This window comes from Brevundimonas albigilva (assembly GCF_023573565.1).
GTDB classification, from domain to species: domain Bacteria; phylum Pseudomonadota; class Alphaproteobacteria; order Caulobacterales; family Caulobacteraceae; genus Brevundimonas; species Brevundimonas albigilva.
Genome location: NZ_CP097649.1, coordinates 2,911,153 through 2,934,306, shown reverse-complemented (window position 1 = coordinate 2,934,306; position 23,154 = coordinate 2,911,153). Strand labels below are relative to the sequence as shown.

The following is a 23,154-nucleotide window of genomic DNA, read 5'->3' as shown; positions in this document are numbered from 1 at the left end:
GCAGGGTTGGGGGCTTTTTGAATGTGCTCAGTTAACCTGACGGTTCCTCGGCGATCCGGTTCACTGCAAGATGATCTCGGACATGCTGCTGGAAGACCACGGCGTCTACGTCCAGCCGATCAACTATCCGACCGTGCCCAAGGGAACGGAGCGGCTGCGCTTCACCCCGTCGCCGAACCACACCGACGCCATGATGAACCATCTGGTGCAGGCGATGGACAAGCTGAGGACCCACTGCAACGTGGCGCGCCTCCCTGCCGTCGCCTGATCGCGGCCTATTCGAAGATGATCGGATCGCCGTCGCGGTCGTAGGCGGCGAAGCGGCCGAAGCCGCCGTCGCGCACGGCCTCCACCATCACCTGCAGCGCCCCGTCAATCTCTCGCTTGTCCGGGGGGTGGCCGTTTCGCCCGGCCAGGCCGGCGGCGAAGACCATTGTCCAGGGCGGCCCGGCGCGATGCGACTCTTCGGTGAGGGCGTCGAAATCGCGGAGGTCTTCGGGCGCCTTGTCCACGCACATGAGCGGGACCAGGGCGCCGCCCTGACCGGCGAGGAAACGGGCCCGCTGCGTCGGCGTCGAGTCCTGGGGCAGTTCGGCCGCGGCGAACACGAACAGGAGCCGGTGCGGGTCGGGCTGATCCTGGGCGGCGGCGACGAGCTGTCGGAAATGGGAATCGGTGGTCATCGTTTGAGCCTCGCCGTCAGAATGCGCCGCCGCATTGCGCCCGGACAAGGCGCCGGGCCGTCCCGGACCGCAGAATGGCCGGACAAGGAGACCCGACCATGACTTCGACCGATGCCCCCGATACATCCGCAAGCCCCGCCGCGACCGCGACGATGGAGGCGGCGCACCCCTTCGACGCGCGCGGCGTGGCGAGGCGTTTCAGGCATGCGGCCATCTTCGGCGCCCTGGACGTGCTGGCGCCCGGCGAAACGATGCGCTTCCTCAACGATCACGATCCCCATCCTCTGCTGCGTCAGATCGCCGACCGCTACGGCGACGGATTCGAGATCGAATATCGCCACCGCTCCGAACAGGGCGTGGTCATCGACTTCCTGCGGCGCGAGTAGTCGCTTCAGGCGAAGATCAGGAACAGGGTGACGGCCACCAGCACGATGGTCGTCACCGCCCAGATCACCGGCCACACCGCCGGACCAGCCTTCTTGACCGAGATGGTGTCCAGCGGCGTACTGCCGTTGTTGGCCTCGGCGTAGTCACCGTCCCGGCCCTGTCTGAGCTCCGGATTGAGGGTCTGCGGCTCGGCCGGATCGGCCTTGGGGGCGGCGTCGGTCATCGGGCTTCCTCCAGCGGTTCGTCCAGCGGCGTGGCGAGGCGCCAGCGGACCATCTCCTGCAGACAGACCAGACCAGGATCGGCGCTGTTGTGCAAGCGGCCGGTGAGGCGGGTCCAGGCCTCGGCGCTGGCATGACGGTCGAAGTCGATCACGGCGGCGCGGGCGAAGGCCGCGGGCGTCTCGTCGCGTTCCGTCGCCGCCGCCCGGACCGAGCCGGCGAGATCGGGAGCCGAGTCCGCCAGCCAGGCCTCGAAGGCCGGTGAGGCGGCCCGGGCCCGCGCCATCAGGTCGCCCAGCGTCAGCATGAGGCGCACGGGCTCTCTTCGGCGACCGCCAGTTCGACGCCCTCGATCCGGGCGGCCGCAGCCAGTTCCGCGACGTACTGGCCGGCGGCGACCGCCCAGGCGCGCGCTTCCAGGGTGTCGCGGATCTTGTCTTCGACCACCTCGTATGGCAGGTCGCGACCCTCGATACGCCGCTCCAGCCGGATCAGGTGCCAGCCAAAGCGCGAACGCACCGGCTCGTCCCGGTTGGTCCCCGGCGGGGTGTCTTCCAGCGCCTTCTGCACGGGCGGGGCCAGTTCGCCCCGCCGCACCTGGCCCAGCGATCCGTCCTGCTGGGCCGAGGGGCAGGTCGAATGGGCTCGCGCGGCCGCCACGAAGGCGGAACGGCTGTCGCCAATGTCCGCGCGCAGGGCCCGGATGCGGGCCTCGGCCGCCGCCCAGCCCTCGGCGTCGTCGGTCTCCGGTTCGATCAGGATGTGGGCCGCCTCGAACAGGTCGGGGGTGCGGAACCGATCGCGCTGGGACTCATACAGACGCCGGCACTCCGCCTCGCCGGGTTCTGCGGGGTCCAAGGCCTCCTCGAGCAGCAGGCGCACCAGCGCCTCCTCTTCGGACTCGCGGGTCTCTCCCTCGTCTTCGGGCTCGGGCGCGATGTTGCGGCGGCGGGCCTCGTGCAGCAGCAGTTCGCGCACGACCAGCGCGCGAGCCGCTCCGGTCCAGGCTTCCTTCGGGTCTCCCGCCGGGTGATGCTGGAGTTCGCGGGCGATGGCCGCCGCCTCGATCTCGACGCCATTCACCCACACGTCGGGGAAGATCGGCGGCTCGGGCTTTCGCTCTCCGTGGTGGCCGCAACCCGCTGCCGCCGGGGCAGGGCGGGGCGCCGCAGGTTGGGCCGGAGCCGGTGGTGTGGCCGCGGCGGATCGGCCGGACGAGCGGGTGAGGACGAAGCGGGCTGTGGTCATTGGGCGCTCTCCGCCTCGCCGCGGATTACCGAAGGTCCGCCATAGGTGGGGGCGCTGCCCGGCTCGCCATGCGTCGGCGTGGTCGTGGGCCGCTTCACCGGCCCGCGCGACCGCACCAGCTGATAGCCGGGCCGCACCAGGAACATGATCGGGATGCTCCACACATGCACGAGGCGGGTGAAGGGCGTGATCAGGAAGATCGTCAGCCCCAGCACAATGTGCAGCTTGTAGACCCAGTAGGCGTTGATAATCAGGTCGGCGGCGGCCGGGTTGAAGGTCAGAAGGCCGTTGGCCCAGCCCATAAACAACACCATCTCGGACCCATCGAGGTGTTTCATCGTCCACCAGGTGGTGGCGAGGCCAAGCGCCAGCTGCAGCCAGAGCAGGAACAGGACGAGGATGTCCATCTTCGAGGAACTGCGCCGGATGCGAGCGTCGAACAGGCGTCGATGCAGCAGCAGGCTGGCGCCGATGAAGGCGGCGACTCCGGCGATCCCGCCGACGACCAGGGCCATCATCTGCTTGAAGCCGTGGCCGATGCCGAAATAGTCGAAAACGTTGATCGGCGTCAGCAGCCCGACGAAATGGCCGCCTAGCAGGGCCAGGATGCCGAGGTGGAACAGGTTCGAACCAATCAGCATCTGCTTTCGGCGCAGGAATTGGCTGGATTGCGAGCGCCAGGAGTACTGCGCCTTGTCGAAGCGCAGGATGCTGCCGACGATGAGCACGGTGACCGCCAGGTAGGGAAACCAGCCGAACGCCAGTTGGTTGAGGAAACCTTCCACTTACGCCTCCTGGTTCTTGGTCCCGGCGGAACGGCGTCCCGCACGGATTTTGGCGATCAGGCCAGTGGGCCCGCCAGCCTCGTGATCCGGCCGGCCGAAGGTGACCGGCGCTTCCCGCCACTCGTCGTCGACGTCCGCGTCGGCGACGTCCTCTTCCGTGCGCTCGAGCAGCGCCTTCAGCGCCTCGGCGTCCGGCCTGGCTTCGGCCAGCCCCAGAAGGGCGATGAACACCCCGGCGTAGGGACTGTCGCGATCGGCCAGCCGCTGCTGCAGCGCCGCCAGCACGTGGGCCGGCTCGCCGAGTAGCGCGCGGGCCTCCGCGAAAGGCTGGCAGGCTAGGAATTCGAGATAGAGCGGCAAGTAGTCCGGCAGTTCGGATACGGTCATGGCGAAGCCGCGATCGAAATAGGTCTGGCCCAGATCGACCATCGCCGGTCCACGGTCCCGGCTGTCGCCGTGCACATGTTCGAACAGATGCAGCGACAGCTTGCGCGAGCGGTCGAACAGGTCGCTGTAGTCCTCCTGCAGGTCATATAGTTCACGGCTCTCCAGCGCCGTCAGCAGCGGTTCGAGCGCATCGCGGCCCGCCGGGGGGACGAGCCGTTCGACCGCCAGGGCGTTGCGGATCTCGCCGATGTTGGCCTGTAGCTCCTCAGATGGATAGGCGAGCAGGACCGAAAGGGCGCGTAGCGAGCGGATCATGTCGACACATCCATGTAGGGCGACCGTCTCGGCGTGGTCTTGGGTCCGCCGAACAGGTTCAGCTTGCTGGAGCCGTTGGTCGGCCGGTCGAGGGTGAAGCCGCCCGAGCCGCGCAGGACATAGGCGTCCTCGTTCTCCTCGCGGTGGGTGGTCGGGATCACATAGCGGTCTTCGTAGGCCGCCAGCGCCATGATCTTGTACATGTCGTCGATGACGGCGCCGGTCAGGCCGACGCGTTCAGCGATCGACTCGTCGATGCGGCCGTCGATGGTCTTGGCCCGCATGTAGGACCGCATGGCCAGCATCCGCTCCAACCCCCGGGCGACCGGCTCCTCGTCGCCGGCGGTCAGCAGGTTGGCGAGGTAGCGCATGGGGATGCGCAGCGACCGCACGTCGGGCATGCCGTCGTTGACCGACATCTTGCCGGCTTCGGCCGCCGACTGGATGGGCGACAGCGGCGGCACGTACCAGACCATCGGCAGGGTGCGGTATTCGGGGTGCAGCGGGAAGGCGACCTTCCACACCTTGGCCATCTTGTAGACCGGCGAGCGGACCGCGGCCTCCAGCCAGGCCTCGGGCACGCCGTCGCGGCGGGCCTGCTCGATCACCGCTGGATCGTTGGGGTCCATGAACAGCGACAGCTGGGCCTCGTAGAGGTCCTTCTCGTCCTCGACCGACGCCGCCTCCTTGATGCGGTCGGCGTCGTACAGGAACACGCCCAGATACCGGATGCGCCCGACGCAGGTCTCGGAGCACACCGTCGGCTGGCCGACCTCGATGCGCGGGAAACAGAAGATGCACTTCTCGGACTTACCGGACGACCAGTTGTAATAAATCTTCTTGTACGGGCAGCCCGAGACGCACATGCGCCAGCCGCGGCAGCGCTCCTGATCGATCAGCACGATGCCGTCCTCTTCGCGCTTGTAGATGGCGCCGGAGGGACAGGCGGCCAGGCAGGCCGGGTTCAGGCAGTGCTCGCACAGCCTCGGCAGGTACATCATGAAGGTGTTTTCGAACTGGCCGTAGATCTCCTTCTCGATCCCTTCGAAATTGTAGTCCTGCGACCGCTTGGCGAACTCGCCCGAGAGGTCGTCCTCCCAGTTGCCGCTCCATTCGATCTTGGTCATCACGTCGCCGGTGATCAGCGAGCGCGGCTTGGCCGACGGTTGGGCCTCCAGCTCCGGCGCCTTCTGCAGCCAGTCGTATTCGAAGGTGTACGGCTCGTAGAAGTCGTCGATCTCGGGTAGGTCGGGGTTGGCGAACAGCTTGGCCAGGATGCGCCACTTCGAGCCGATGCGCGGCTCGATCTTGCCGTTTTTCTTCCTGACCCAGCCGCCCTTCCAGCGCTTCTGGTTCTCCCAGTCCTTCGGATAGCCGATGCCGGGCTTGGTCTCGACGTTGTTGAACCAGGCGTATTCCACCCCCTCGCGGTTGGTCCACACGTTCTTGCAGGTGATCGAACAGGTGTGACAACCGATGCATTTGTCCAGGTTCAGGACCATGGCGATCTGAGCGCGGATCTTCATTCGGCGGCCTCCAGGTCGGGCTCGGCGGCTTTGTCGAACCAGTTGATCGCGCTCATCTTGCGGATGACCACGAACTCATCGCGATTGGCCCCAACGGTGCCGTAGTAGTTGAAGCCGTAGGACAGCTGGGCGTAGCCGCCGATCATATGGGTCGGCTTCATGTTGATGCGGGTGATCGAGTTGTGCACCCCGCCGCGCTGGCCGGTGAGCTCGGAGCCGACTGTGTTCACCAGCTTTTCCTGGGCGTGGTACATGATCGCCGTGCCGGCCATGACCCGTTGCGAAACGATCGAGCGGGCGGTGACCGCGCCGTTTACGTTGAAGGCCTCGATCCAGTCGTTGTCTTCGATCCCCGCCTGGCGGGCGTCCGTCTCGCTGATCCAGATCACCGCCCCCCCGCGGTTGAGGCTGAGCAGGATCAGGTTCTCGGCATAGGTCGAGTGGATGCCCCATTTCTGGTGCGGGGTCAGGATGTTAAGCAGGATCTCGGGGTTTCCGTTGGGCAGCTTGCCGTGGACGGCGCGCACGGTGCGGGTGTCGATCGGAGGCCGCCATGTGACGAAGCCCTCGCCGAAGGCCCGCATCCAGTGGTGGTCCTGGTAGAGTTGCTGGCGTCCCGTGAAGGTCCGCCACGGGATCAGTTCGTGCACACTGGTGTAGCCGGCGTTGTAGCAGACGTGCTCGGACTCCAGTCCCGACCAGGTCGGCGACGAGATGATCTTGCGCGGCTGGGCGACGACGTCGCGGAAGCGGATCTTCTCCTCCTCCTTGCCCTCGGCCAGGTGGACGTGGTCGCGGCCGGTGAACTCCGACAGCGCCTTCCATGCCTTGACCGCCACCTCGCCGTTGGTCTCGGGGGCCAGCGACAGGATGGTCTCGCAAGCGTCGATGTCCGTGAGGATGCGCGGTCGGCCCTTGGCGGGTCCTTCCTCGGTAACCACGCCGTTCAGGCCGGCCAGCAGCGCTACCTCGGCGTCGGTGTTCCAGTTGATGCCCTTGCCCCCGTTGCCCAGCTTCTCCAGCGCCGGGCCGAGCGAAGTGAATTTGGCGTAGGTCTGGGCGTAGTCGCGCTCGACGATGGAGACATTGGCCATGGTGCGGCCCGGGATCGGCTCGCACTCGCCCTTGTCCCACCGCTGGGGCGCATAGGGCTGGGCCAGTTCGCCGGCGGTGTCGTGCATGATCGGGGTCAGGACCAGGTCATGCTCGACGCCCAGGACCTCGGGCGCGATCTTCGAGAATTTGTCGGCGATGGCCCGGAAGATGTCCCAGTCGCTCTTGGCCTCCCACACCGGGTCCACGGCCGCGGTCAGCGGGTGGATGAAGGGATGCATGTCCGAGGTGTTGAGGTCGTGCTTCTCGTACCAGGTGGCGGTCGGCAGCACGATGTCGGCGTACATGCTGGTGGTCGACATGCGGAAGTCGATGTTGACCATCAGATCCAGCTTGCCCACCGGCGCCTCCTCGCGCCAGACGACCTCCTGCGGCTTGTCGCGGCCGTCCTCGCCGAGATCGACGCCGACCACCCCGTGCAGGGCGCCGACGAGGTGCTTGAGGAAATACTCGTGGCCCTTGCCGCTGGCCCCCAGCACGTTGGAGCGCCAGAAGAACATGTTGCGCGGCCAGTTCTTCGGGTTGTCCGGATCGGCGCAGGCCAGCTTCAGCCCGCCGTCCTTCAACTTGTCCGAAACGTAGGTCGCGGGATCGGCCCCGGACTCGAAGATCTCCTTGCCGACGCTCAGCGGATTGGTCTCCAGCTGCGGCGCGGTAGGCAGCCAGCCCATGCGTTCGGCCCGCACGTTGAAGTCGATGATGCTGCCCGACCAGTCGCCTTCGGGCGCGGTCGGCGACAGGATTTCCGAGATCTGCAGGCTCTCGTAGCGCCACTGGTTGGTGTGGGCGTAGAAGAACGAGGTGCCGTTCATGAACCGGGTCGGCCGCATCCAGTCGAGAGCGAAGGCCAGCGGGGTCCAGCCGGTCTGGGGCCGCAGCTTCTCCTGGCCGACGTAGTGCGCCCAGCCGCCGCCGGACTGGCCGATGCAGCCGCACATGACCAGCATCGAGATGATGCCGCGGTAGGCCATGTCCATGTGGTACCAGTGGTTCAGCCCGGCCCCGAGGATGACCATGGAGCGGCCATTGGTCTTCTCGGCCACCTCGGCGAACTCGCGCGCCGTGGTAATGATCGCCTCGCGCGGCACGCCGGTGACGTTCTCCGCCCAGGCCGGGCTGAAGGGGGCGTCGTCGTCGTAGGACCTGGCCACGTTGTCGCCGCCGAAGCCGCGATCGACGCCGTAGTTGGCGCAGAACAGGTCGAAGACGGTGGCGACCAGCGCCTCGCCGTCCTTCAGCTTCACCCGCTTGACCGGCACATTGCGGTCGAGGATCTGCTCGTGGCTGGTTGAGACGAAACTCTCCGGCGCCGTGCCGCCGAAATAGGGGAAGCCGACCGGGACGATCTCGTCGTGACCGTCGGCAAGCGTCAGGCGCAGGCGGATGTCCTTGCCCTTGCCGTCCTTCTCCTCGAGGTTCCACTTGCCCGGATCGCCCCAGCGGTGGCCGGACTGTCCCTGCGGACAGACGATCTTGCCGCTGATCTCGTCGAACCCGACCGCCTTCCAGTCAGGATTGATCTTCTCGTGCAGGTCGTGGCGGAAGTCGGCGGCGCGAACCATGCGGTCGGCGACCAGCCGGCCGTCGCGCTCGACCAGCTTCACCAGCAAAGGGAAGTCTGAATATTTGCGCCCGTAGTCGGCGAAGTAGGGTGTCTGGCGGTCGCAGTGGAATTCCTTGAGGATCACATGGCCGAAGGCCAGGGCCAAGGCGGCGTCGGTCCCCTGTTTGGGGTGCAGCCACAGGTCCGCGAATTTGGACGCCTCGGAATAATCCGGCGTGATGACGACGCTCTTGGTCCCCTTGTAGCGGACCTCCGAGTAGAAGTGGGCGTCCGGCGAGCGGGTCTGCGGGATGTTCGAGCCCCAAACCAGCAGGAAGCCCGCGTTGTACCAGTCGGCGCTCTCGGGCACATCGGTCTGCTCGCCCCAGGTCTGGGGCGACGACGACGGCAGGTCGCAATACCAGTCGTAGAAGCTGAGGATGGTCCCGCCGATCAGCGACAGGTATCGGCTACCCGCGGCGTAGGAGATCATCGACATGGCCGGGATCGGCGAGAAGCCAGCGACCCGGTCGGGGCCGTATTCCTTGATGGTATAGGCGTTGGCCGCCGCGATAATGTCGGTGACCTCGTCCCAGCCGGCCCGGATGAAACCGCCGCGGCCACGGCGCGAAACCCAGCTGTGGCGCTTCTCGGGCGCCTCGACGATCGATCGCCACGCCTCGACCGGGGTCATGCTCTTGCGCGCCTCGCGCCAGTGCCGGAGCATTCGCCCGCGCACCAGCGGGTATTTGATGCGCGTGCCGGAATACAGGTACCAGCTGTAGCTGGCCCCCCGGGGGCAGCCGCGCGGCTCGTGGTTGGGCAGGTCCGGCCGGGTGCGCGGATAGTCGGTCTGCTGGGTCTCCCAGGTGACGATGCCGCCCTTGACGTAGATCTTCCACGAGCACGAGCCGGTGCAGTTCACTCCGTGAGTGGAGCGCACGATCTTGTCGGCCGCCCAGCGGGTTCGATAGGCATCCTCCCAGTCGCGATTCTCTCGGGTCGTGAGCCCATGGCCGTCGGAGAAGGTCTCCTTGTCACGACGGAAATAGGTCAGGCGATCCAGGAAGTGGCTCATGACGGGCTGCCTTCCGCTTGGGCTTGGGGGTCAGGGGATATGGAGATGGAACGCCGTCCTTCGACGGCGCGCAAGAGGCCGCGCGGGCCCGCATAGACAAACCACGTCAGGGCGGCGCAGCTGAGATAGAAGATCAGGAAGCCCCACAGCGCCGCTTCGGGCCCGCCGGTGCCGTCGATCGAGGCGCCGTAGGCCTTGGGAATGAAGAAGGCGCCGAAGGCGGCGATCGCCGAGGTGAAGCCGACGATGGCCGCGGCTTCGCGGTCGGCGCGGACGCGCTGCTCGGCGGAGGTCAGGTTCGGTGCCAACCGCGCCGTTTCCAGCGACATGATCGGCCCGATCATCTGGAAGGTCGACGCATTGCCCACGCCGGTCAGGAAGAACAACGCCAGCACGCTGCCGAAGAAGGCCGGGAAGGACGCGATCGACAGCGCCCAGAGCATGCCGAGGACGGCCAGAATCATGCAGACGAACACCGCCAAGGTGACACGCGCGCCGCCCCAGCGATCGGAGACCCAGCCCGTACCCGCCCGAGACAGGGCTCCGACCAACGGCCCAAGGAACACGTACTGCATGGCGTTCACCTCGGGGAACACCAGCCGGGCGAGCAGGGGAAAGCCGGCCGAGAAGCCGATGAACGAGCCGAAGGTGCCGGTATAGAGCCAGCACATCAGCCAGTTGTGGGTGCGCCGGAAGATCGCCGCCTGGTCGGCGAACGAGGCCTTGGCCGAGGCGATGTCGTTCATCCCGAACCACGCCGCCAGGGCGCCCAGCATGATAAAGGGAATCCAGATGAACCCGGCGTTCTGGGCCCAGAGCCGCGTCCCGTCGCCGGCGACCTGGGCCTGGCCGCCCAGGACGCCGAAGATCGAGAAGGTGACCACGATCGGCACCAGGAACTGCATCAGGCTGACGCCGAGGTTGCCGAGACCGGCGTTGAGCGCCAGGGCGTTGCCGCGCTCGGATTTCGGAAAGAAGAAGCCGATGTTGGACATCGAGGAGGCGAAGTTGCCGCCGCCGAAGCCGCACAGCAGGGCCAGCACCAGGAAGATCAGGTAGGGCGTACTCGGGTCCTGCACCGCATAGCCAATGCCGAAGGCCGGGATCATCAGCGAGGCGGTGGATACCGCCGTCCATAGCCGGCCGCCGAACACCGGCACCATGAAGGCGTAGAAGATGCGGAAGGTCGCCCCCGACAGGCCGGGCAGGGCCGCCAGCCAGAACAGCTGGTCGGTGGTGAAGGCGAAGCCGAGACGCGGCAGCTGGGCGACGACCACGCTCCACACCATCCAGACGGCGAAGGCCAGCAGAAGGCAGTAGATCGAGATCCACAGGTTGCGGCGCGCTACCGGCCGCCCCGTCGTACGCCAGAAGTCGGCGTCCTCCGGGCGCCAGTCGGCCAGCACGCCGGCGCGCGCCTTGCGCAGCCGGTCGAGCAGCGGTTTGGCCGGCTCGTGGATTGGCTCCATTTCGGGCAGTTCCGGCAGGCCGGAGATCGCCCGACCTTGCCGCAGGGCCGTCGTCTCCATCTGGCGGACCGCGAAATGCATCCAGACCAGAGAGACGGCGACGACGAGGAACAGCAGGGCGAAACAACTGGTCCAGATGCCGGTCAGGTCGTTCATCAGGCCGAACACGATCGGCAGGACGAAGCCGCCCAGGCCTCCGACCATGCCGACCAGCCCACCGACCGCGCCGATCTGCTTCGGGTAGTAGACGGGGATGTGCTTGAACACCGCCGCCTTGCCCAGGCTCATGAAGAAGCCCAGCACGAAGATAGCGACGAGGAAGGGGACCAGCCCCATCGAAGTCGCGAAGCTGATCGGCCCCCGGACCCCGTGGATGGTGTAGTCGGTCGGCGGGTATGACAGCATGAACAGGCACAGGGCCGACATGCCGAAGGTCCAGTAGAGCACCGCCCGCGCGCCATACTTGTCCGACAGCCGGCCGCCGTACATGCGGAACACGCTGGCCGGGATGGAGTAGAGGGCCGCCAGCATGCCGGCCGTCTTTATGTCGAGACCATAGACGGAAATGAGGTAGCTCGGCAGCCACAGCGCCAGCGCCACGAAGGCGCCGAAGACGAAGAAATAGTAGAGGGCGAAACGCCAGACCTGCAGGTTCCTGAGCACGGCCAGCTGCGCCGCCGCGGTCTGCGCGGGACGTCCTTCGCGCCGACGCGCGAGGGTGTCGGGGTCGTCGCGGGTGACGAGGAAGAACGCCACGGCCGCGAGCGCGAGAACGGCGGCCCAAATCTGGGTCACGGCCTGCCAACCCCAGGCGACCATGACCGCGGGGGCGAGGAATTTCGTGACCGCCGCCCCGACGTTGCCCGCGCCGAAGACGCCCAGCGCCGTGCCTTGCATCCCCGGCGGGAAGAATTTCGGCACATAGGCCACGCCCACGGCGAAGGCGCCGCCTGCCATACCGACGCCCAGCGCCGCCAGCAGCATCTCGGCATAGCTGTCCGCCCAGGACAGCAGCAGGGTCGCCAGTGCGGCGGTCAGCATGACGAGGGCCAACGTTCGCCGGCCGCCGAGCTGTTCGGTCCAGACGCCGAGGAGGACGCGCACAAGCGAGCCGGTCAGGATCGGCGTGCCGACGAGCAGGCCGAACTGGGCTTCGGACAGACCGAGTTCGTCCTTCACGTCCAGGCCGATGATCGAGAAGATCGTCCAGACGGCGAAGCAGATGGTGAAGGCGAGGGTGCTCGCCCACAGCGCCGTCCTGCCTCCTTCCGCCGGGACATCCATGCCCACAGAGCCCTCCGAGATCGCCTTCGGGGACATCGACCCCTCCCGCTACCAAAGCTGCCATGCAGCGTTACGGTTCCAGACTGCCGGTCCGCAATCGTACGAACATTGCGCGTCGAACCCCAATTAACGTGACAAAGTGACGCTTGCCAGAGGAACCACATTCCGCGGCATATGTTTGCAGACCGGGCCATGGAGTTCGGGGAGGGCGCATGACGGCGACTGCTGAGATGGCGGCTGGGACGACCCACCCGGCCGAGCCCCGTCTGGCCGATGGCTTTGGTCGCCGCTTCCGCTATCTGCGGCTGTCGATAACCGAGGTTTGCAATTTCCGCTGCGCCTACTGCCTGCCGGATGGCTACCGCAAGACGTCCGGCGGTTTTCTCGAACTCGACGAGATCGCCCGGCTCGCTTCCGGTTTCGCGGCGCTCGGCGTCACCAAGGTCCGGCTGTCCGGCGGCGAGCCGACCGTGCGCCAGGATCTGCCCGGCATCATCGCAACGGTCGCCGAAACGGCGGGCGTGCAAAAGGTGGCGCTGACCACCAACGGCTGGCGGCTGGATCGCAATGTGCGCGGCTGGCGCGACGCCGGCCTGACCCATCTGAACGTCAGTCTCGATTCGCTTGATCCAGCAGTGTTCGCCCGCATCACGGGCCACGATCTCCTGCCGCAGATCCTCGACGGCCTCGATACGGCGCTGGGGCTGGGCTTCGGAGCGGTGAAGGTCAATGCGGTGCTGCTGCGCGAGACCGCATACGCGGCGTTCGATCAGTTCGCGGACTGGCTGCGCGACCGGTCCGCGAGCGTGCGCTTCATCGAACTGATGCGAACCCTCGACAACGTGGACTATTTCGAGGACCAGCATATCCGCGCCAGCGTGCTGGAGCGGTGGCTGACGGCGCGGGGGTGGACGCCCGTGCCGCGCCGGCCCGACGACGGCCCGGCGCTGGAGTATCGCCACCCGGACTACGCAGGGCGGTTCGGGATCATCGCGCCCTATGCGGCGAATTTCTGCGACGGCTGCAACCGGCTGCGCGTGACCGCGCGGGGCAAGCTTCGGCTCTGCCTGTTCGGCGAGGGCGGGATCGACCTGCGCGACCTGCTGGCCGCCGACGTGGACCCCCTGTGGCTGGAGCAACGCATCCTGGACGCCCTGCCCACCAAGGCGCGGGGTCACAACCTGATGCTGGCCCAGTCTGGCGATCTGCGCCGCATGGCCGACGTCGGCGGCTGAGCGGAGCCGTGCGGGGGGGCAGATGGATCCGGTGACGATTATCGCCGTCGCCCTGCTGATGGGCGTGGCGGCGGCCCTGTATTCGTCGGTCGGCCATGGCGGGGCTTCGGCCTATCTCGGCATCATGGCGCTGTTCGCCGTGGTCCCGGAGGTGATGCGGCCGACGGCGCTGGCCCTCAATCTGGTGGTCGCCGGTTTCGGCACATGGCGATACCTTCGCGCCCGCCAGTTCAATCCGCGCCTGTTCCTGGCCTTCGCGGTCACCGCCATTCCGATGGCCTACCTGGGCGGCCGCATCCATGTGCCGCCCGAGGTCTATCGTCCCATGCTGGGCGCCGTGCTGTGGTTCGCCGCCGCCCGGATGCTGTGGCGGCCGCGGGCGACGGCGGCGCGCACCGTGCGATCACCGAGCCTGGCGCTGAGCCTGCCGGGCGGCGCCGTGCTGGGACTGCTCGCCGGCCTGACCGGCACGGGTGGCGGCATCTTCCTCAGCCCGCTGATCCTACTGTTCGCGTGGGAGGAGCCGCGCCGCACCTCGGGCGTCGCGGCCGCCTTCATTCTGGTCAATTCGATCGCCGGCCTGGCGGGCCAGATGACCTTGGCTCCCAGCTTGCCGCCAGGCCTGCCTGTCTTCGTCGCCGCGGTGGCGGCCGGTGCGGTCGCCGGAACCTGGCTCGGCATGAAGAGACTTCCCCAGGCGGGGCTGTTGATCACCCTTGGAGTGGTGCTGGCTCTAGCCGGCGCCAAGCTGATCTTCACATGACCTCGGCGCCGGACCACATCGCCGTGGTGGTGCTGGCTGGCGGGGAGGGGCGCCGCATCGGCGGCGGCAAGCCCCTGCGCCGGCTGGCCGGGCAGACCCTGCTGGATCGCGCCCTGGCGCAGGCGCGAACGGTGTCGGACATGGTGGCCGTGGCCGTACGCGATCCGGCGCAGGCCGCCGGCGTGGACGGCGCGCGCCTGATCCCCGACGCGCCGTGGGAGGGACCGCTCGGCGGCCTGGCCGCGGCCCTCGTCTTCGCCCGGCAGGCGGGACGGACGGCAGTCCTGACCCTGCCGTGCGACATGCCGCTGGTCCCGCCCGATCTCGCCGGGCGACTGACGGCGGCGCTGGACGGGCACGGTGCGGCCCTGGCCTCGAGCGGCGGGCGGCTGCACCCGGTCTGCGGCCTGTGGCGCACGGACCGGCTGGGCGCCCTGTCGGCCTATGCGGCGACGGGACAGCGATCGCTGAAGGGCTTCGCCGCCGGAATCGGTTTCGTCGCCGTCGATTGGCCCGCCGAGCCGGTCGATCCGTTCTTCAATGTCAACACCGCCGCGGACCTGGGCCGCGCCGAAGCCCTGCTGGCCTGATCAGAAGTCCAACGCCTCGACCGTCTCGCCAGTCGTCGCGGCCGGCGATCCGGGACGACGGCGGATCAGCACGTCGGCGGCGGCCAAGGCCTTCTGGGCGCTCGAGTCCTGGTTGCCGACCGGGACGACGCCCTGCTCGCCCCACGTCCCGCGATGGAAGGTCTCGCGGCTTTCGCACGGCGGCAGATCGCCGGCCAGCGGCGCCGGCCGCCAGGTCAGGGCTGTGGCCGGATTCTCGCCGGCCGCCCCGGCCAGCAGCGGGGCGAGGAACAGCCGCGCGGTGACCAGCGCCGAGGTCGGATTGCCCGGCAGGCCCAGCACCAGCTTGCCTTTCGCCCGGCCCAGCCACACGGGCTTGCCAGGCTTGATCGCCACCTTGGAGAAGATCATCTCCAGCCCGGCCGGCCCGAACATGGCCCGCGCGTAGTCCTTTTCGCCGACCGAGGCGCCGCCGGTGACCACCACGATGTCGGCTCGCTCCAGCGCCGCCGCGGCGGCCTGTTCGAGCACCGCCGGCTGGTCGGGCAGGCGCAGCCGGTCGATCATTTCGGCGCCGTACGCCAGCGCCAGGCCGGCGACGCCGAAGGAGACGCTCTCTGGAATGGCGCCGGCGCGGCCGGACGCCTCGCCGGGCGCGGCCAGTTCGTCGCCGGTGCCCAGGACGATGACCCGGGGGCGGGCCCAGAGCTCGACCTCCGCCACGTCAGCCCCGGCCGCCGCCACCATGGCCCGGGCGTCCAGCCGTCGACCCGCCGGCAGCAGCGCGTCGCCGCGGCGGAAGTCCGAGCCGCGGACGCGTACGTGCCGGCCGCCGCCCAGGGCGTGGTCGAACAGGGCCAGATCGCCGTCGCGCCGCACCACCTCCTGGATGATCACCCGGTCGGCGCCGGCCGGCATCGGCGCGCCGGTGAAGATGCGCACGCACTCGCCCGGCCCCACCGCGCCCTCGAAGCCGCGGCCGGCGAAGGACTCGCCGACCACCGTCAGCCGGCCGGGGATGGCGAACTCCGCCTCGCGCACCGCATAGCCGTCCATGGCCGAAGTGTCCGTGGCCGGAGCGTCCAGGCGGGCGATCACCGGCGCGGCCAGCACCCGCCGTTGCGCCTCACCCAGCGCGACACGCTCGCAGCCAGCCGGTCGGACGGCTTCGGCCAGCAGGGCGAAGGCCTCGTCGAAACCGATCACGTCGCCGGTCCCGCTGTCCAGTCGCCCGAGCGGCCGCCGCGCTTCTCGACCACGCGGATCTCGCCGATGGTCATGGTCCGGTCGATGGCCTTGAGCATGTCGAACAGGATCAGGCCGGCGACCGAGACGGCGGTCAGGGCCTCCATCTCCACTCCCGTGCGGCCCAGCGTCCGCGCCTCGCTCCGGATGCGGAACCCGGGCAGGGTGGGATCCGCCGTCACCGTCACCTCGACCCGGCTCAGCGGCAGGGCATGGCACAGGGGGATCAACTCGGCGGTGCGCTTGGCGGCCATCACGCCGGCCAGTTCGGCGGTGGCGATCACCGCGCCCTTGGGCGTGTCGCCGGCGACGGCGCGGGTCACCGTTTCGGCGGCGCAGGTCAGCACCCCCTCTGCGATGGCCGTTCGGTCGGTCACCGCCTTGTCGGCGACATCGACCATGCGCGCCCGGCCCGCCCCGTCGAGATGGCTGAGCTCGCTCATGCGCAGACCTCGCGCAGGCGCGGCAGCTGGCCGGCGAGCGAACAGGGTCGGTAACGGCTGTCCAGCTCCAGGCCGAGCACCAGGTCCCATGCGTCACGGCAGGCCCCGGTCGAGCCTGGCAGGCAGAAAACGAAGCTGTCCCCCGCCTGTCCGGCGAAGGCGCGGGACTGCAGAGTCGATAGCCCCACGGTTCCCATGCTGGCGTGGTGGAAGACCACCGAGAAGCCGTCCATCTCGCGCTGGAACAGGGGTCTGATCGCCTCCGGGGTCACGTCGCGTGGCGCGAACCCGGTGCCGCCCGTGGTAAGGATTACCTCCACCGAAGGGTCGGCAACCCACGCTTCGATCTGGCCGCGGATCGCACCGATGTCGTCCCGGACGAGCGCCCGACCGGCCAGTCGATGTCCGGCCGCGGTCAGCCGATCCACCAGAAGTCCGCCCGAGGTGTCGTTGTCGGCGGTCCGCGTATCGGACGCGGTCAGTACGGCGATGTTGAGGGGATAGAAGGCGAAGCTTTCGTCAATTCCGGGCATTAGTCGTTCCATCTCGCGCGATCGGCGCGGTCCTTGTCGGTGGGTTCGATCCATCGCGAGCCGGCGGGACCGTCCTCGCGCTTCCAGAAGGCCGCTTCGGTCTTCAGCCGGTCCATCAGATAGTCGGCCGCCTCGAACGCCGCGCGTCGGTGCGGCGCCGCGACGGCCACGAACACGATCGTCTCTCCGGGCGCGACCGCCCCGCACCGATGCACCACCCGAATGTCGCGGACGGGAAAGCGCGCTCCCGCTCCGGCGGCTATGGCTTCAAGAGAACGTTCGGTGAAGCCGGGATAATGATCCAGGTACAGTTCGGCGACCGGACCGCTCGCCGAACTGTCACGTGCGAGTCCCACGAAGGCCGCCACCGCGCCGTCGCCGGTGCGGTCGGCGAGGAAGGCGCGCAGTTCGGCGTCGGCCTCTAGCGGCCCGGGCGTGAGGATCGCTGAGATAGCCAATTCAGCCGCCGGAGAAGATGGGAAGGACGGCGACCTCCTGTCCGGGTCGCACGGGTGCGGCTTCCGAAACGACCACCTGATCGACCGCTAACCGGATCGCGGGCCCGGACAGGGCGACCTCCGACCCTTCGATCCCCTCGATCAGACGACGCCGAAGCTCTCCGACGGTCAGGCCTTCCGTGAACGCCAACGTGTGCTCCCGACCGAAGCGGGCGCCAAGATCGCCCAGAAGCAAGATCCGAATGTCCATGTGGATCCTTGTCCGGTCCGGGGCATGGCGAGTCAACGGTAGAGGCTCGCCAGAGGTTGCGACTGCACGCCGCGGTGCTGTCAGTCTAACGCTAAAGGTGCTCCACCTAAAAGGTGGCAAGCCACTGGTGGAGTAGGCATTTCTATGAAGCCCTTATCGTTTAAGCGACATCGTTTTCCAGCTGAGGTGATCCGTCATGCCGTGTGGCTGTACTTTCGTTTCAACCTGAGCTTCCGTGATGTCGAGGAGTTGATGGCGCAACGCGGAATCGACGTGAGCTACGAAACGATCCGGTGCTGGACGATCAAGTTCGGGCCTTTGATTGCACGGCGGCTGAAGAAGCGACGTGGGTCACCCACAGGCCGCTGGCATCTCGATGAGATGGTTTGCAAGATCGGTGGCAGACGTATGTATCTGTGGCGCGCTGTTGATGATGAAGGCGAGGTTCTAGACGTTGACGTGACCCCCGTTTCTCATCCAGCCATAACGAGAGTCCTAGGTTGATCTGAGCTGTGATCGGCTGGGTTGGCAAGAGGCCGGTCAGCGCAGCCTCCAACCAGCGCAGCAGGCCGGCCGATGTGTCCGGTGAGCGCTTCTGCATAAGCCTGCGGCGTCAGCCACCCGAGCTTCGAGTGCGGACGCTGCTCGTTGTAATCGCGTCGCCACGCCTCCAGCACGGCGCGAGCGTGCGGCAGCGAGCGGAACAGCGTCTCGTTCAGCAGCTCGTCACGCAGCCGCCCGTTGAAGCTTTCGTTGAAGCCGTTCTGCTGGGGCTTGCCCGGCGCGATGTAGTGCCAGCCGACGCCGGTGTCGTCGGCCCAGGCCAGGACCGCGTTCGAGGTGTACTCCGTGCCGTTGTCGCTGACGATGGTGTCGGGCCGCCCTCGCTGCCGGATGACGGCGTCCAACTCCCGCACGACCCGCGCGCCCGACAGCGAGGTGTCGGCCACCAGCGCCAGGCACTCGCGCGTGCAGTTATCGATCACCGTCAGGATGCGGAAGCGCCGCCCGTCCGTCATCTGGTCTGCGACGAAGTCCAGCGACCAGCGCTGGTTGGGCGCCAGCGGCAGGTCCAGCGGTCGCCGCGGGCCCATCGCTCGCTTCCGGCCGCCGCGCCGGCGCACCGTCAGTTGCTCCTCGCGATAGATCCGCTGGACCCGCTTCCTGTTGACCGCATGGCCCTCGCGCCGCAGCAGCACGTGCAGGCGACGATAGCCGAACCGTCGACGGTCCTGGGCCAGGGCCTTCAGCCGGTCGCGCAGAGCGCCGTCGTCCGGGCGCGTCGCCTGATAGCGCACGCTCGTCCGATCGACGCCCAGCACACGGCACGCCCGCCTTTCGCTCATCTCGTAGGCGGCCTGCAGATGGCCAGCCGCCTCGCGATAGCCGGCGGGCGTCACCACTTTTTTCCCAGCAGGTCCTTCAGGGCCACGTTGTCCAGCATCGCGTCCGCCAGCATCCGCTTCAGCCGGGCGTTCTCATCCTCGAGCGCCTTGAGCCGCCGAGCCTCCGACACGTTGAGCCCGCCAAACTTGGCCTTCCATTTGTAAAAGGTCGCCGAGCTGACCCCGTGGCGTCGGCACACCTCCGCCGTCGCTACACCGGCCTCCTGCTCCCACAGGATCCCGATGATCTGCTCTTCCGTGAACCTCGATCGCTTCATTCTGTCCGTCCTTCGTTGGGCGGACTCTAGCTATTCCTGGAGGAGTTTCAGGGGGTCACGTCAACGTCATCGTCCAGCGTCGGCGGGACACAGAAGCGGCTTTGAAGCTGATTAGACGTCTTATACGTAACCAACCTGTCGAGCCGGAAACCATCACAACGGATGGGCTGGCATCCTACGGTGCGGCCCTCGATCAGTTGGAACTACGGCATCTTCATCGTCCCGGTCGACTGCGTGATAATAACCGCGTTGAGAATTCTCACCTGCCGATCCGGCGACGAGAGCGGCAGCAGCAGAGGTTCAAATCCCAAGCCTCAGCCCAGAGATTTCTCACCACCCACGCGGCGATTTACAACACCTTCAATATCCAGCGCCATCTCATCAGCAGATCTGTCCGTCGTCAGAACATTCGGCACAACTCGCGGCGTAGATTAGCGGAGTGCGGACCTCGTCAGGGGGTTGATGTTAGGCGGCGAACTTGCGGTGCTGCAAGCGCCGATGTTCGATGGTCTGTCGCTTGATACTTTCGCGCAGTTTGATGATTGCCGGAGCCCTGCCGAAGTAGGCGTCGGCAGGCGTCACGTTGGCCAGGCTCTCGTGGTATCGCTGGTGATTGTAGTGCTCGACGAAGGCCTCGATGTGGGCTTCGAGGTCGCCGGGCAGGAAGTAGTTTTCCAGCAAGATGCGGTTTTTCAGGGTCTGGTGCCAGCGCTCGATCTTGCCCTGGGTTTGGGGATGACACGGGGCGCCGCGGACATGGCTCATCTTCCGGGCCTCGATGTATTCCGCCAGCTCACCCGCGATGTAGCTGGGGCCATTATCGCTGAGTAGCCGGGGTTTGTGCAGCACCGTGGCGCTGTCGCAACCAGAAGCCGCCAGGGCGAGGTCCAGCGTGTCGGTGACGTCCTCGGCTCGCATGTTGGTGCACAGCTTCCAGGCGATGATGTAGCGCGAGAAGTCGTCGAGCACGGTCGACAGATACATCCAGCCCCACCCGATGATCTTGAAGTAGGTGAAGTCGGTCTGCCACATCTCGTTCGGCCGCGTGGTTTTCGTGTGGAACTGATCGGCAGCCTTGATCACGACATAGGCCGGGCTGGTGATCAGGTCGTGGGCCTTCAACAGGCGGTAAACCGTGGATTCCGACACGAAGTAGCGCTGCCCATCGGTGAAGCGCACGGCCAGTTCCCGGGGGCTCAGCTCAGACTGTTCCAGCGCCAGCTCGATGATCTGGTCGTGGATGCCCGCCGGGATGCGGTTCCACACCCGGCTCGGCGCCGATGGCCGATCTTCCAACGCCTCCGGCCCGCCTTCGAGGTAGCGATCATACCAGCGGTAGAATGTCCGACGAGGGATGCCGAGTTGGTCCAGCGTGCGCTTGGCCGACAGGTGCGACTGCTCGACGGTTCTGATGATCTCGAGCTTCTCGGATGCGGGATATCTCATTCGTCGTTGCCCCCATCCGCGACCATGCTTTTTTTGAGCAGACGGTTTTCCAGTGTCAGATCGGCCACGCATTCCTTCAGGGCCCGGGCTTCGCGGCGCAGGTCCTGGACCTCTCCGGTGGTCGCGGCACGGGCGGTGTCGCCGGCCAGGCGGCGCTTGCCAGCTTCCATGAACTCCTTCGACCAGGTGTAATACAGGCTCTGGGCAATGCCTTGCTTGCGGCATAGCTCGGCGATGCTGTCTTCCCCGCGCAGGCCATCCAGCACGATGCGGATCTTGTCCTCGGCCGAAAAGTGGCGCCGGGTCTGTCGGCGGATGTCCTTCACTACCCGCTCTGCTGGGGCCTTGGCGGGCGATTTTACATTGGAGGATCTGGGCTTCATCTTCGTTCCTTCGTCACTACGACGAAGCCCAGATCCTCCTTAAATCACAACCTCAAATCTGTGCCATTGGTGCTGACGGCGGACAAGTCCCCGGCCAGGCTGAACACCCGCCCGGCGTTTGTCGGCGCCCAGTCGAACGCGATCGACCGCCGCGCCTCCTCTACCTCATAGCCTTCGGCGTAGGCGTCCCAGTTCACCTGGTGCAGCCTATCCGCCGTCCGCCCCGCTGACAGCGCCAGCAGATCATGCCGCGCCGCGAAGGTGACCGGGGCGCTCAGCTCCCGGTCCTCCAGCATCCGCACCGACATGATCAGCCGTCGGGCCGCAGGAAGGCGATCACCCGTTTGAGCGCTCTCACGTCGCGGCCGTCGCTGCGCCCTCCGGCCTCCAGGTTCTCGCCGACCATCTCCAGCATCGCCGCCGCTTCCGCCGCGCTCCGGGGCTCGTGATCCAGAATCAGCCGCTCCAGCCGATCCACCACGTCGAACCCGTCGGCCTCCGTCACCGCGCGATAGGCGCGGACCGTCTCTTACAGTCGTGCAACCGTCGCCATCTATCTCTCCCAGGTTTTGCGATAAACAACGGTAAGGCGAGTGGAGTTAATAATACAAATACGCGCGGTTGTGTAAGCGTGACTGTAAGTATTAGGTCACTCTCGCAGGATACGGGTCATCCGACACCTGCTAAGGTTGAAGCCATGGACCAGGACGACCCCCTCGACATCGCCATCGGCGCCCGCGTTCGAACGATCCGCGAAGCGCGGCGGATGCCGCAAAGCGGCCTCGGCAAGGCGCTGGGGGTCAGCTTCCAACAGATCCAGAAGTACGAGAAGGGCGTGAACCGAATGTCGGGCTCCACCCTCATCCGCTGCGCCGAGGCCCTAGACACCTCGGTCGCCGCCCTGTGCGGCGAAAAGGACGAGGCGCCCGAAGCCGTGCCCTTCATGCGGGAGTTCGCCGCCCTGACCAGCGATCAACGCAAGGCGGTGCTCGATCTGGTCCGGGTGATGCGGCGTTGCAGCTGATCGTCGATAACGGCGCGTTCTTGCTCTAGACGCACTGGACACCCGCCCCGGCTGTGCTATTTCGCCCCGACGTCGCGACGGGGGGTTGCGGCGATTCAATCCCTGGAGGGGTTTCCTAATGAAGAAGACGTTTGCCGTGGCCGCTCTGGCGGCCGCCCTGAGCACTGCTGCCTGCACCACGACGGAGAAGGTGTCTGTGACTCAGCCGGGCGACCGCATGATGACCTGCGCTCAAATGCGCGACCAGTTCGCCAAGCTGGACGAGATCAAGCGCGACGGACAAAGCGACCAGGGCGTGAACGGCGCCAATGTCGCGGCCGTGCTGTTCTTCTGGCCGGCAGCCGTTGGCAACTACATGAGCGCCCGCGACGCCATGCAGGTTGCTGAGCGGCGCCACGAACACCTAATGACCATCTACAACGAAAAGCAGTGCGACAATCCGGGGAACGCCAGCCTGCGCTTCTCCGTCCCGGCCGAGCTGCTGGTGCAACTAGGCGCCGGCCGTCCCTGATCGCCTAGTAAGGCACCTTAGTCGGCAGCGGCCCCTGAGACGGCCGCTGCCGATCCGCATCCGCCAATTCGCGCTGGCCAAATCAGATATACATATCCGTTCCGGCTTGTCTGTTACTCAGTAGGGTTGGCTTCGGCTTTCCGAGAGATACAGGACGCCGCAGCAAAATCTGGTGACTGGCAAATTCATACCGGGACGTCGGCGCCGGTGCTAGAGCTCGGCCTCGCAGCCCACCGAAGAAACAGATGCGATCGGCGGCGTCGATAAGACCGACGCCGCGAACAGGGAAGCCATCGATCTCAAAGAGCAATGGATGCGCGACGGCGAAATGCGTTTGGTCACGAACGCAAATGCGCACCGGCTGGGCATGTTGCTGTCCGATGATGACGCCATTCCACCCATCCGGATCCGGCAGTCGCTCAAGTAAGACTGCCGAGAGGTCGTCGGGAATGGCGCCGGTCTGGCGGATTGCCATCACTGGCGCCAAGACAGCGCCGAATGGTCCGACAGGAAACAGCTCGCGAGTGTTTTGACCTCGCTTTAAAGGGGGGATCTCTGCACCGGCGTACCCGGGCTTGGAATGGTTCGCCAT

The 23,154-nt window shown here is 66.9% G+C and carries 25 protein-coding genes and 3 pseudogenes; 9 read left to right on the top strand and 19 right to left on the bottom strand.

All coding sequences use genetic code 11. The annotated features are described in order from the left end of the window. Positions 1-46: 46 nt before the first annotated feature. Positions 47-268, top strand: a pseudogene (locus M8231_RS14650) (aminotransferase class I/II-fold pyridoxal phosphate-dependent enzyme); the annotation flags it as partial. Positions 269-275: 7 nt separating this feature from the next. Here M8231_RS14650 and M8231_RS14645 read toward each other — a convergent pair. Then, positions 276-683, bottom strand: coding sequence for a ribonucleotide reductase subunit alpha (locus M8231_RS14645; protein WP_250201807.1), 408 nt, complete (start codon positions 681-683; stop codon positions 276-278). A 98-nt stretch (positions 684-781) separates the two neighbouring features. Between M8231_RS14645 and M8231_RS14640 the strand changes: the two genes are divergently transcribed. Next, a complete protein-coding gene (locus M8231_RS14640; RefSeq protein WP_250201806.1) occupies positions 782-1,069 on the top strand; it encodes a DUF2249 domain-containing protein in 288 nt (95 codons plus the stop codon). 5 nt (positions 1,070-1,074) lie between these two features. On the opposite strand, the gene M8231_RS14635 is transcribed toward M8231_RS14640, so the two are convergent. From M8231_RS14635 to M8231_RS14600, 8 genes are read right to left on the bottom strand one after another with little or no spacing between them, the layout of a single operon-like run. Further along, a complete protein-coding gene (locus tag M8231_RS14635) occupies positions 1,075-1,293 on the bottom strand; it encodes a hypothetical protein (RefSeq protein WP_250201805.1) in 219 nt (72 codons plus the stop codon). Further along, the gene (locus M8231_RS14630; RefSeq protein ID WP_250201804.1) at positions 1,290-1,607 is read right to left on the bottom strand and encodes a hypothetical protein; all 318 of its coding nucleotides are present in this window, start codon (positions 1,605-1,607) and stop codon (positions 1,290-1,292) included. Before M8231_RS14630 ends, M8231_RS14635 begins: the two co-directional genes overlap by 4 nt. Then, positions 1,592-2,539: a peptidylprolyl isomerase gene (locus M8231_RS14625; protein WP_250201803.1), complete on the bottom strand. Its 948-nt coding sequence runs from the start codon at positions 2,537-2,539 to the stop codon at positions 1,592-1,594. The genes M8231_RS14630 and M8231_RS14625 overlap by 16 nt, the downstream gene beginning before the upstream one ends. After that, positions 2,536-3,324, bottom strand: a complete 789-nt coding sequence (narI, locus tag M8231_RS14620) for a respiratory nitrate reductase subunit gamma (RefSeq protein ID WP_250201802.1) — start codon at positions 3,322-3,324, stop codon at positions 2,536-2,538. Before narI ends, M8231_RS14625 begins: the two co-directional genes overlap by 4 nt. After that, the gene (gene narJ / locus M8231_RS14615) at positions 3,325-4,026 is read right to left on the bottom strand and encodes a nitrate reductase molybdenum cofactor assembly chaperone (RefSeq protein WP_250201801.1); all 702 of its coding nucleotides are present in this window, start codon (positions 4,024-4,026) and stop codon (positions 3,325-3,327) included. Beyond that, a complete protein-coding gene (gene narH, locus M8231_RS14610) occupies positions 4,023-5,552 on the bottom strand; it encodes a nitrate reductase subunit beta (protein WP_250201800.1) in 1,530 nt (509 codons plus the stop codon). The genes narJ and narH overlap by 4 nt, the downstream gene beginning before the upstream one ends. Beyond that, the gene (locus M8231_RS14605; protein ID WP_250201799.1) at positions 5,549-9,286 is read right to left on the bottom strand and encodes a nitrate reductase subunit alpha; all 3,738 of its coding nucleotides are present in this window, start codon (positions 9,284-9,286) and stop codon (positions 5,549-5,551) included. The genes narH and M8231_RS14605 overlap by 4 nt, the downstream gene beginning before the upstream one ends. After that, positions 9,283-12,075: a nitrate/nitrite transporter gene (locus M8231_RS14600; protein WP_284150794.1), complete on the bottom strand. Its 2,793-nt coding sequence runs from the start codon at positions 12,073-12,075 to the stop codon at positions 9,283-9,285. The genes M8231_RS14605 and M8231_RS14600 overlap by 4 nt, the downstream gene beginning before the upstream one ends. 176 nt (positions 12,076-12,251) lie before the next feature. Here M8231_RS14600 and moaA point away from each other — a divergent pair, with 176 nt between their 5' ends. From moaA to M8231_RS14585, 3 genes are read left to right on the top strand one after another with little or no spacing between them, the layout of a single operon-like run. Beyond that, complete coding sequence (gene moaA / locus M8231_RS14595) at positions 12,252-13,274, top strand: GTP 3',8-cyclase MoaA (protein WP_250201798.1); 1,023 nt, start codon at positions 12,252-12,254, stop codon at positions 13,272-13,274. A 31-nt stretch (positions 13,275-13,305) separates the two neighbouring features. Further along, positions 13,306-14,037: a sulfite exporter TauE/SafE family protein gene (locus M8231_RS14590; RefSeq protein ID WP_250201797.1), complete on the top strand. Its 732-nt coding sequence runs from the start codon at positions 13,306-13,308 to the stop codon at positions 14,035-14,037. Continuing rightward, positions 14,034-14,627, top strand: a complete 594-nt coding sequence (locus M8231_RS14585) for a molybdenum cofactor guanylyltransferase (RefSeq protein ID WP_250201796.1) — start codon at positions 14,034-14,036, stop codon at positions 14,625-14,627. Before M8231_RS14590 ends, M8231_RS14585 begins: the two co-directional genes overlap by 4 nt. Here the strand turns inward: M8231_RS14585 and M8231_RS14580 are convergent, their stop codons facing one another. The 5 genes from M8231_RS14580 to M8231_RS14560 are packed head-to-tail and all read right to left on the bottom strand — an operon-like array spanning position 14,628 to position 17,535. After that, on the bottom strand, positions 14,628-15,812 hold the full coding sequence (locus tag M8231_RS14580) for a molybdopterin molybdotransferase MoeA (protein WP_250201795.1): 1,185 nt from the start codon (positions 15,810-15,812) through the stop codon (positions 14,628-14,630). Beyond that, positions 15,809-16,294, bottom strand: a complete 486-nt coding sequence (moaC, locus tag M8231_RS14575) for a cyclic pyranopterin monophosphate synthase MoaC (RefSeq protein WP_250201794.1) — start codon at positions 16,292-16,294, stop codon at positions 15,809-15,811. The genes M8231_RS14580 and moaC overlap by 4 nt, the downstream gene beginning before the upstream one ends. Then, on the bottom strand, positions 16,291-16,827 hold the full coding sequence (gene moaB, locus M8231_RS14570) for a molybdenum cofactor biosynthesis protein B (RefSeq protein ID WP_250201793.1): 537 nt from the start codon (positions 16,825-16,827) through the stop codon (positions 16,291-16,293). The genes moaC and moaB overlap by 4 nt, the downstream gene beginning before the upstream one ends. After that, positions 16,827-17,279, bottom strand: a complete 453-nt coding sequence (locus tag M8231_RS14565) for a molybdenum cofactor biosynthesis protein MoaE (RefSeq protein WP_431307136.1) — start codon at positions 17,277-17,279, stop codon at positions 16,827-16,829. The genes moaB and M8231_RS14565 overlap by 1 nt, the downstream gene beginning before the upstream one ends. A 7-nt stretch (positions 17,280-17,286) precedes the next feature. Beyond that, positions 17,287-17,535: a MoaD/ThiS family protein gene (locus M8231_RS14560; RefSeq protein WP_250201791.1), complete on the bottom strand. Its 249-nt coding sequence runs from the start codon at positions 17,533-17,535 to the stop codon at positions 17,287-17,289. A gap of 144 nt (positions 17,536-17,679) precedes the next feature. Between M8231_RS14560 and M8231_RS14555 the strand changes: the two are divergent. Next, a pseudogene (locus M8231_RS14555) lies at positions 17,680-17,991 on the top strand (IS6 family transposase); the annotation flags it as partial. 17 nt (positions 17,992-18,008) lie between these two features. On the opposite strand, the gene M8231_RS14550 reads toward M8231_RS14555, so the two are convergent. Continuing rightward, a protein-coding gene (locus tag M8231_RS14550) for an IS3 family transposase (protein WP_250201334.1) occupies positions 18,009-19,198 on the bottom strand; the annotation gives its coding sequence in 2 pieces (ribosomal slippage) (positions 18,009-18,946 and positions 18,946-19,198; 1,191 coding nt in all). Between the two features lie 71 nt (positions 19,199-19,269). On the opposite strand from M8231_RS14550, the pseudogene M8231_RS14545 reads away from it, so the two are divergent. Beyond that, positions 19,270-19,602, top strand: a pseudogene (locus M8231_RS14545) (DDE-type integrase/transposase/recombinase); the annotation flags it as partial. 61 nt (positions 19,603-19,663) lie between these two features. Here the strand turns inward: M8231_RS14545 and M8231_RS14540 are convergent. The 3 genes from M8231_RS14540 to M8231_RS14530 all read right to left on the bottom strand — a co-directional run bounded on the left by M8231_RS14540 (position 19,664) and on the right by M8231_RS14530 (position 21,532). After that, positions 19,664-21,027, bottom strand: a protein-coding gene (locus M8231_RS14540; protein ID WP_431307110.1) for an IS3 family transposase whose coding sequence is annotated in 2 segments (ribosomal slippage) — positions 19,664-20,677 and positions 20,680-21,027 — 1,362 coding nt in all. Because the reading frame shifts where the segments join, the coding sequence is not laid out codon by codon here. A 44-nt stretch (positions 21,028-21,071) separates the two neighbouring features. Then, positions 21,072-21,335, bottom strand: a complete 264-nt coding sequence (locus M8231_RS14535; protein ID WP_250201788.1) for a hypothetical protein — start codon at positions 21,333-21,335, stop codon at positions 21,072-21,074. A gap of 2 nt (positions 21,336-21,337) precedes the next feature. Beyond that, a complete protein-coding gene (locus M8231_RS14530; protein WP_250201787.1) occupies positions 21,338-21,532 on the bottom strand; it encodes a hypothetical protein in 195 nt (64 codons plus the stop codon). A 192-nt stretch (positions 21,533-21,724) separates the two neighbouring features. Between M8231_RS14530 and M8231_RS14525 the strand changes: the two genes are divergently transcribed. Further along, positions 21,725-22,051 carry a helix-turn-helix domain-containing protein gene (locus M8231_RS14525; protein ID WP_250201786.1) on the top strand — a complete coding sequence of 109 codons (327 nt, stop codon included), beginning with the start codon at positions 21,725-21,727 and terminating at the stop codon, positions 22,049-22,051. A gap of 118 nt (positions 22,052-22,169) precedes the next feature. Further along, positions 22,170-22,562 carry a hypothetical protein gene (locus M8231_RS14520; protein ID WP_250201785.1) on the top strand — a complete coding sequence of 131 codons (393 nt, stop codon included), beginning with the start codon at positions 22,170-22,172 and terminating at the stop codon, positions 22,560-22,562. An 82-nt stretch (positions 22,563-22,644) separates the two neighbouring features. On the opposite strand, the gene M8231_RS14515 is transcribed toward M8231_RS14520, so the two are convergent. Then, positions 22,645-23,154, bottom strand: coding sequence for a hypothetical protein (locus M8231_RS14515; RefSeq protein WP_250201784.1), 510 nt, complete (start codon positions 23,152-23,154; stop codon positions 22,645-22,647).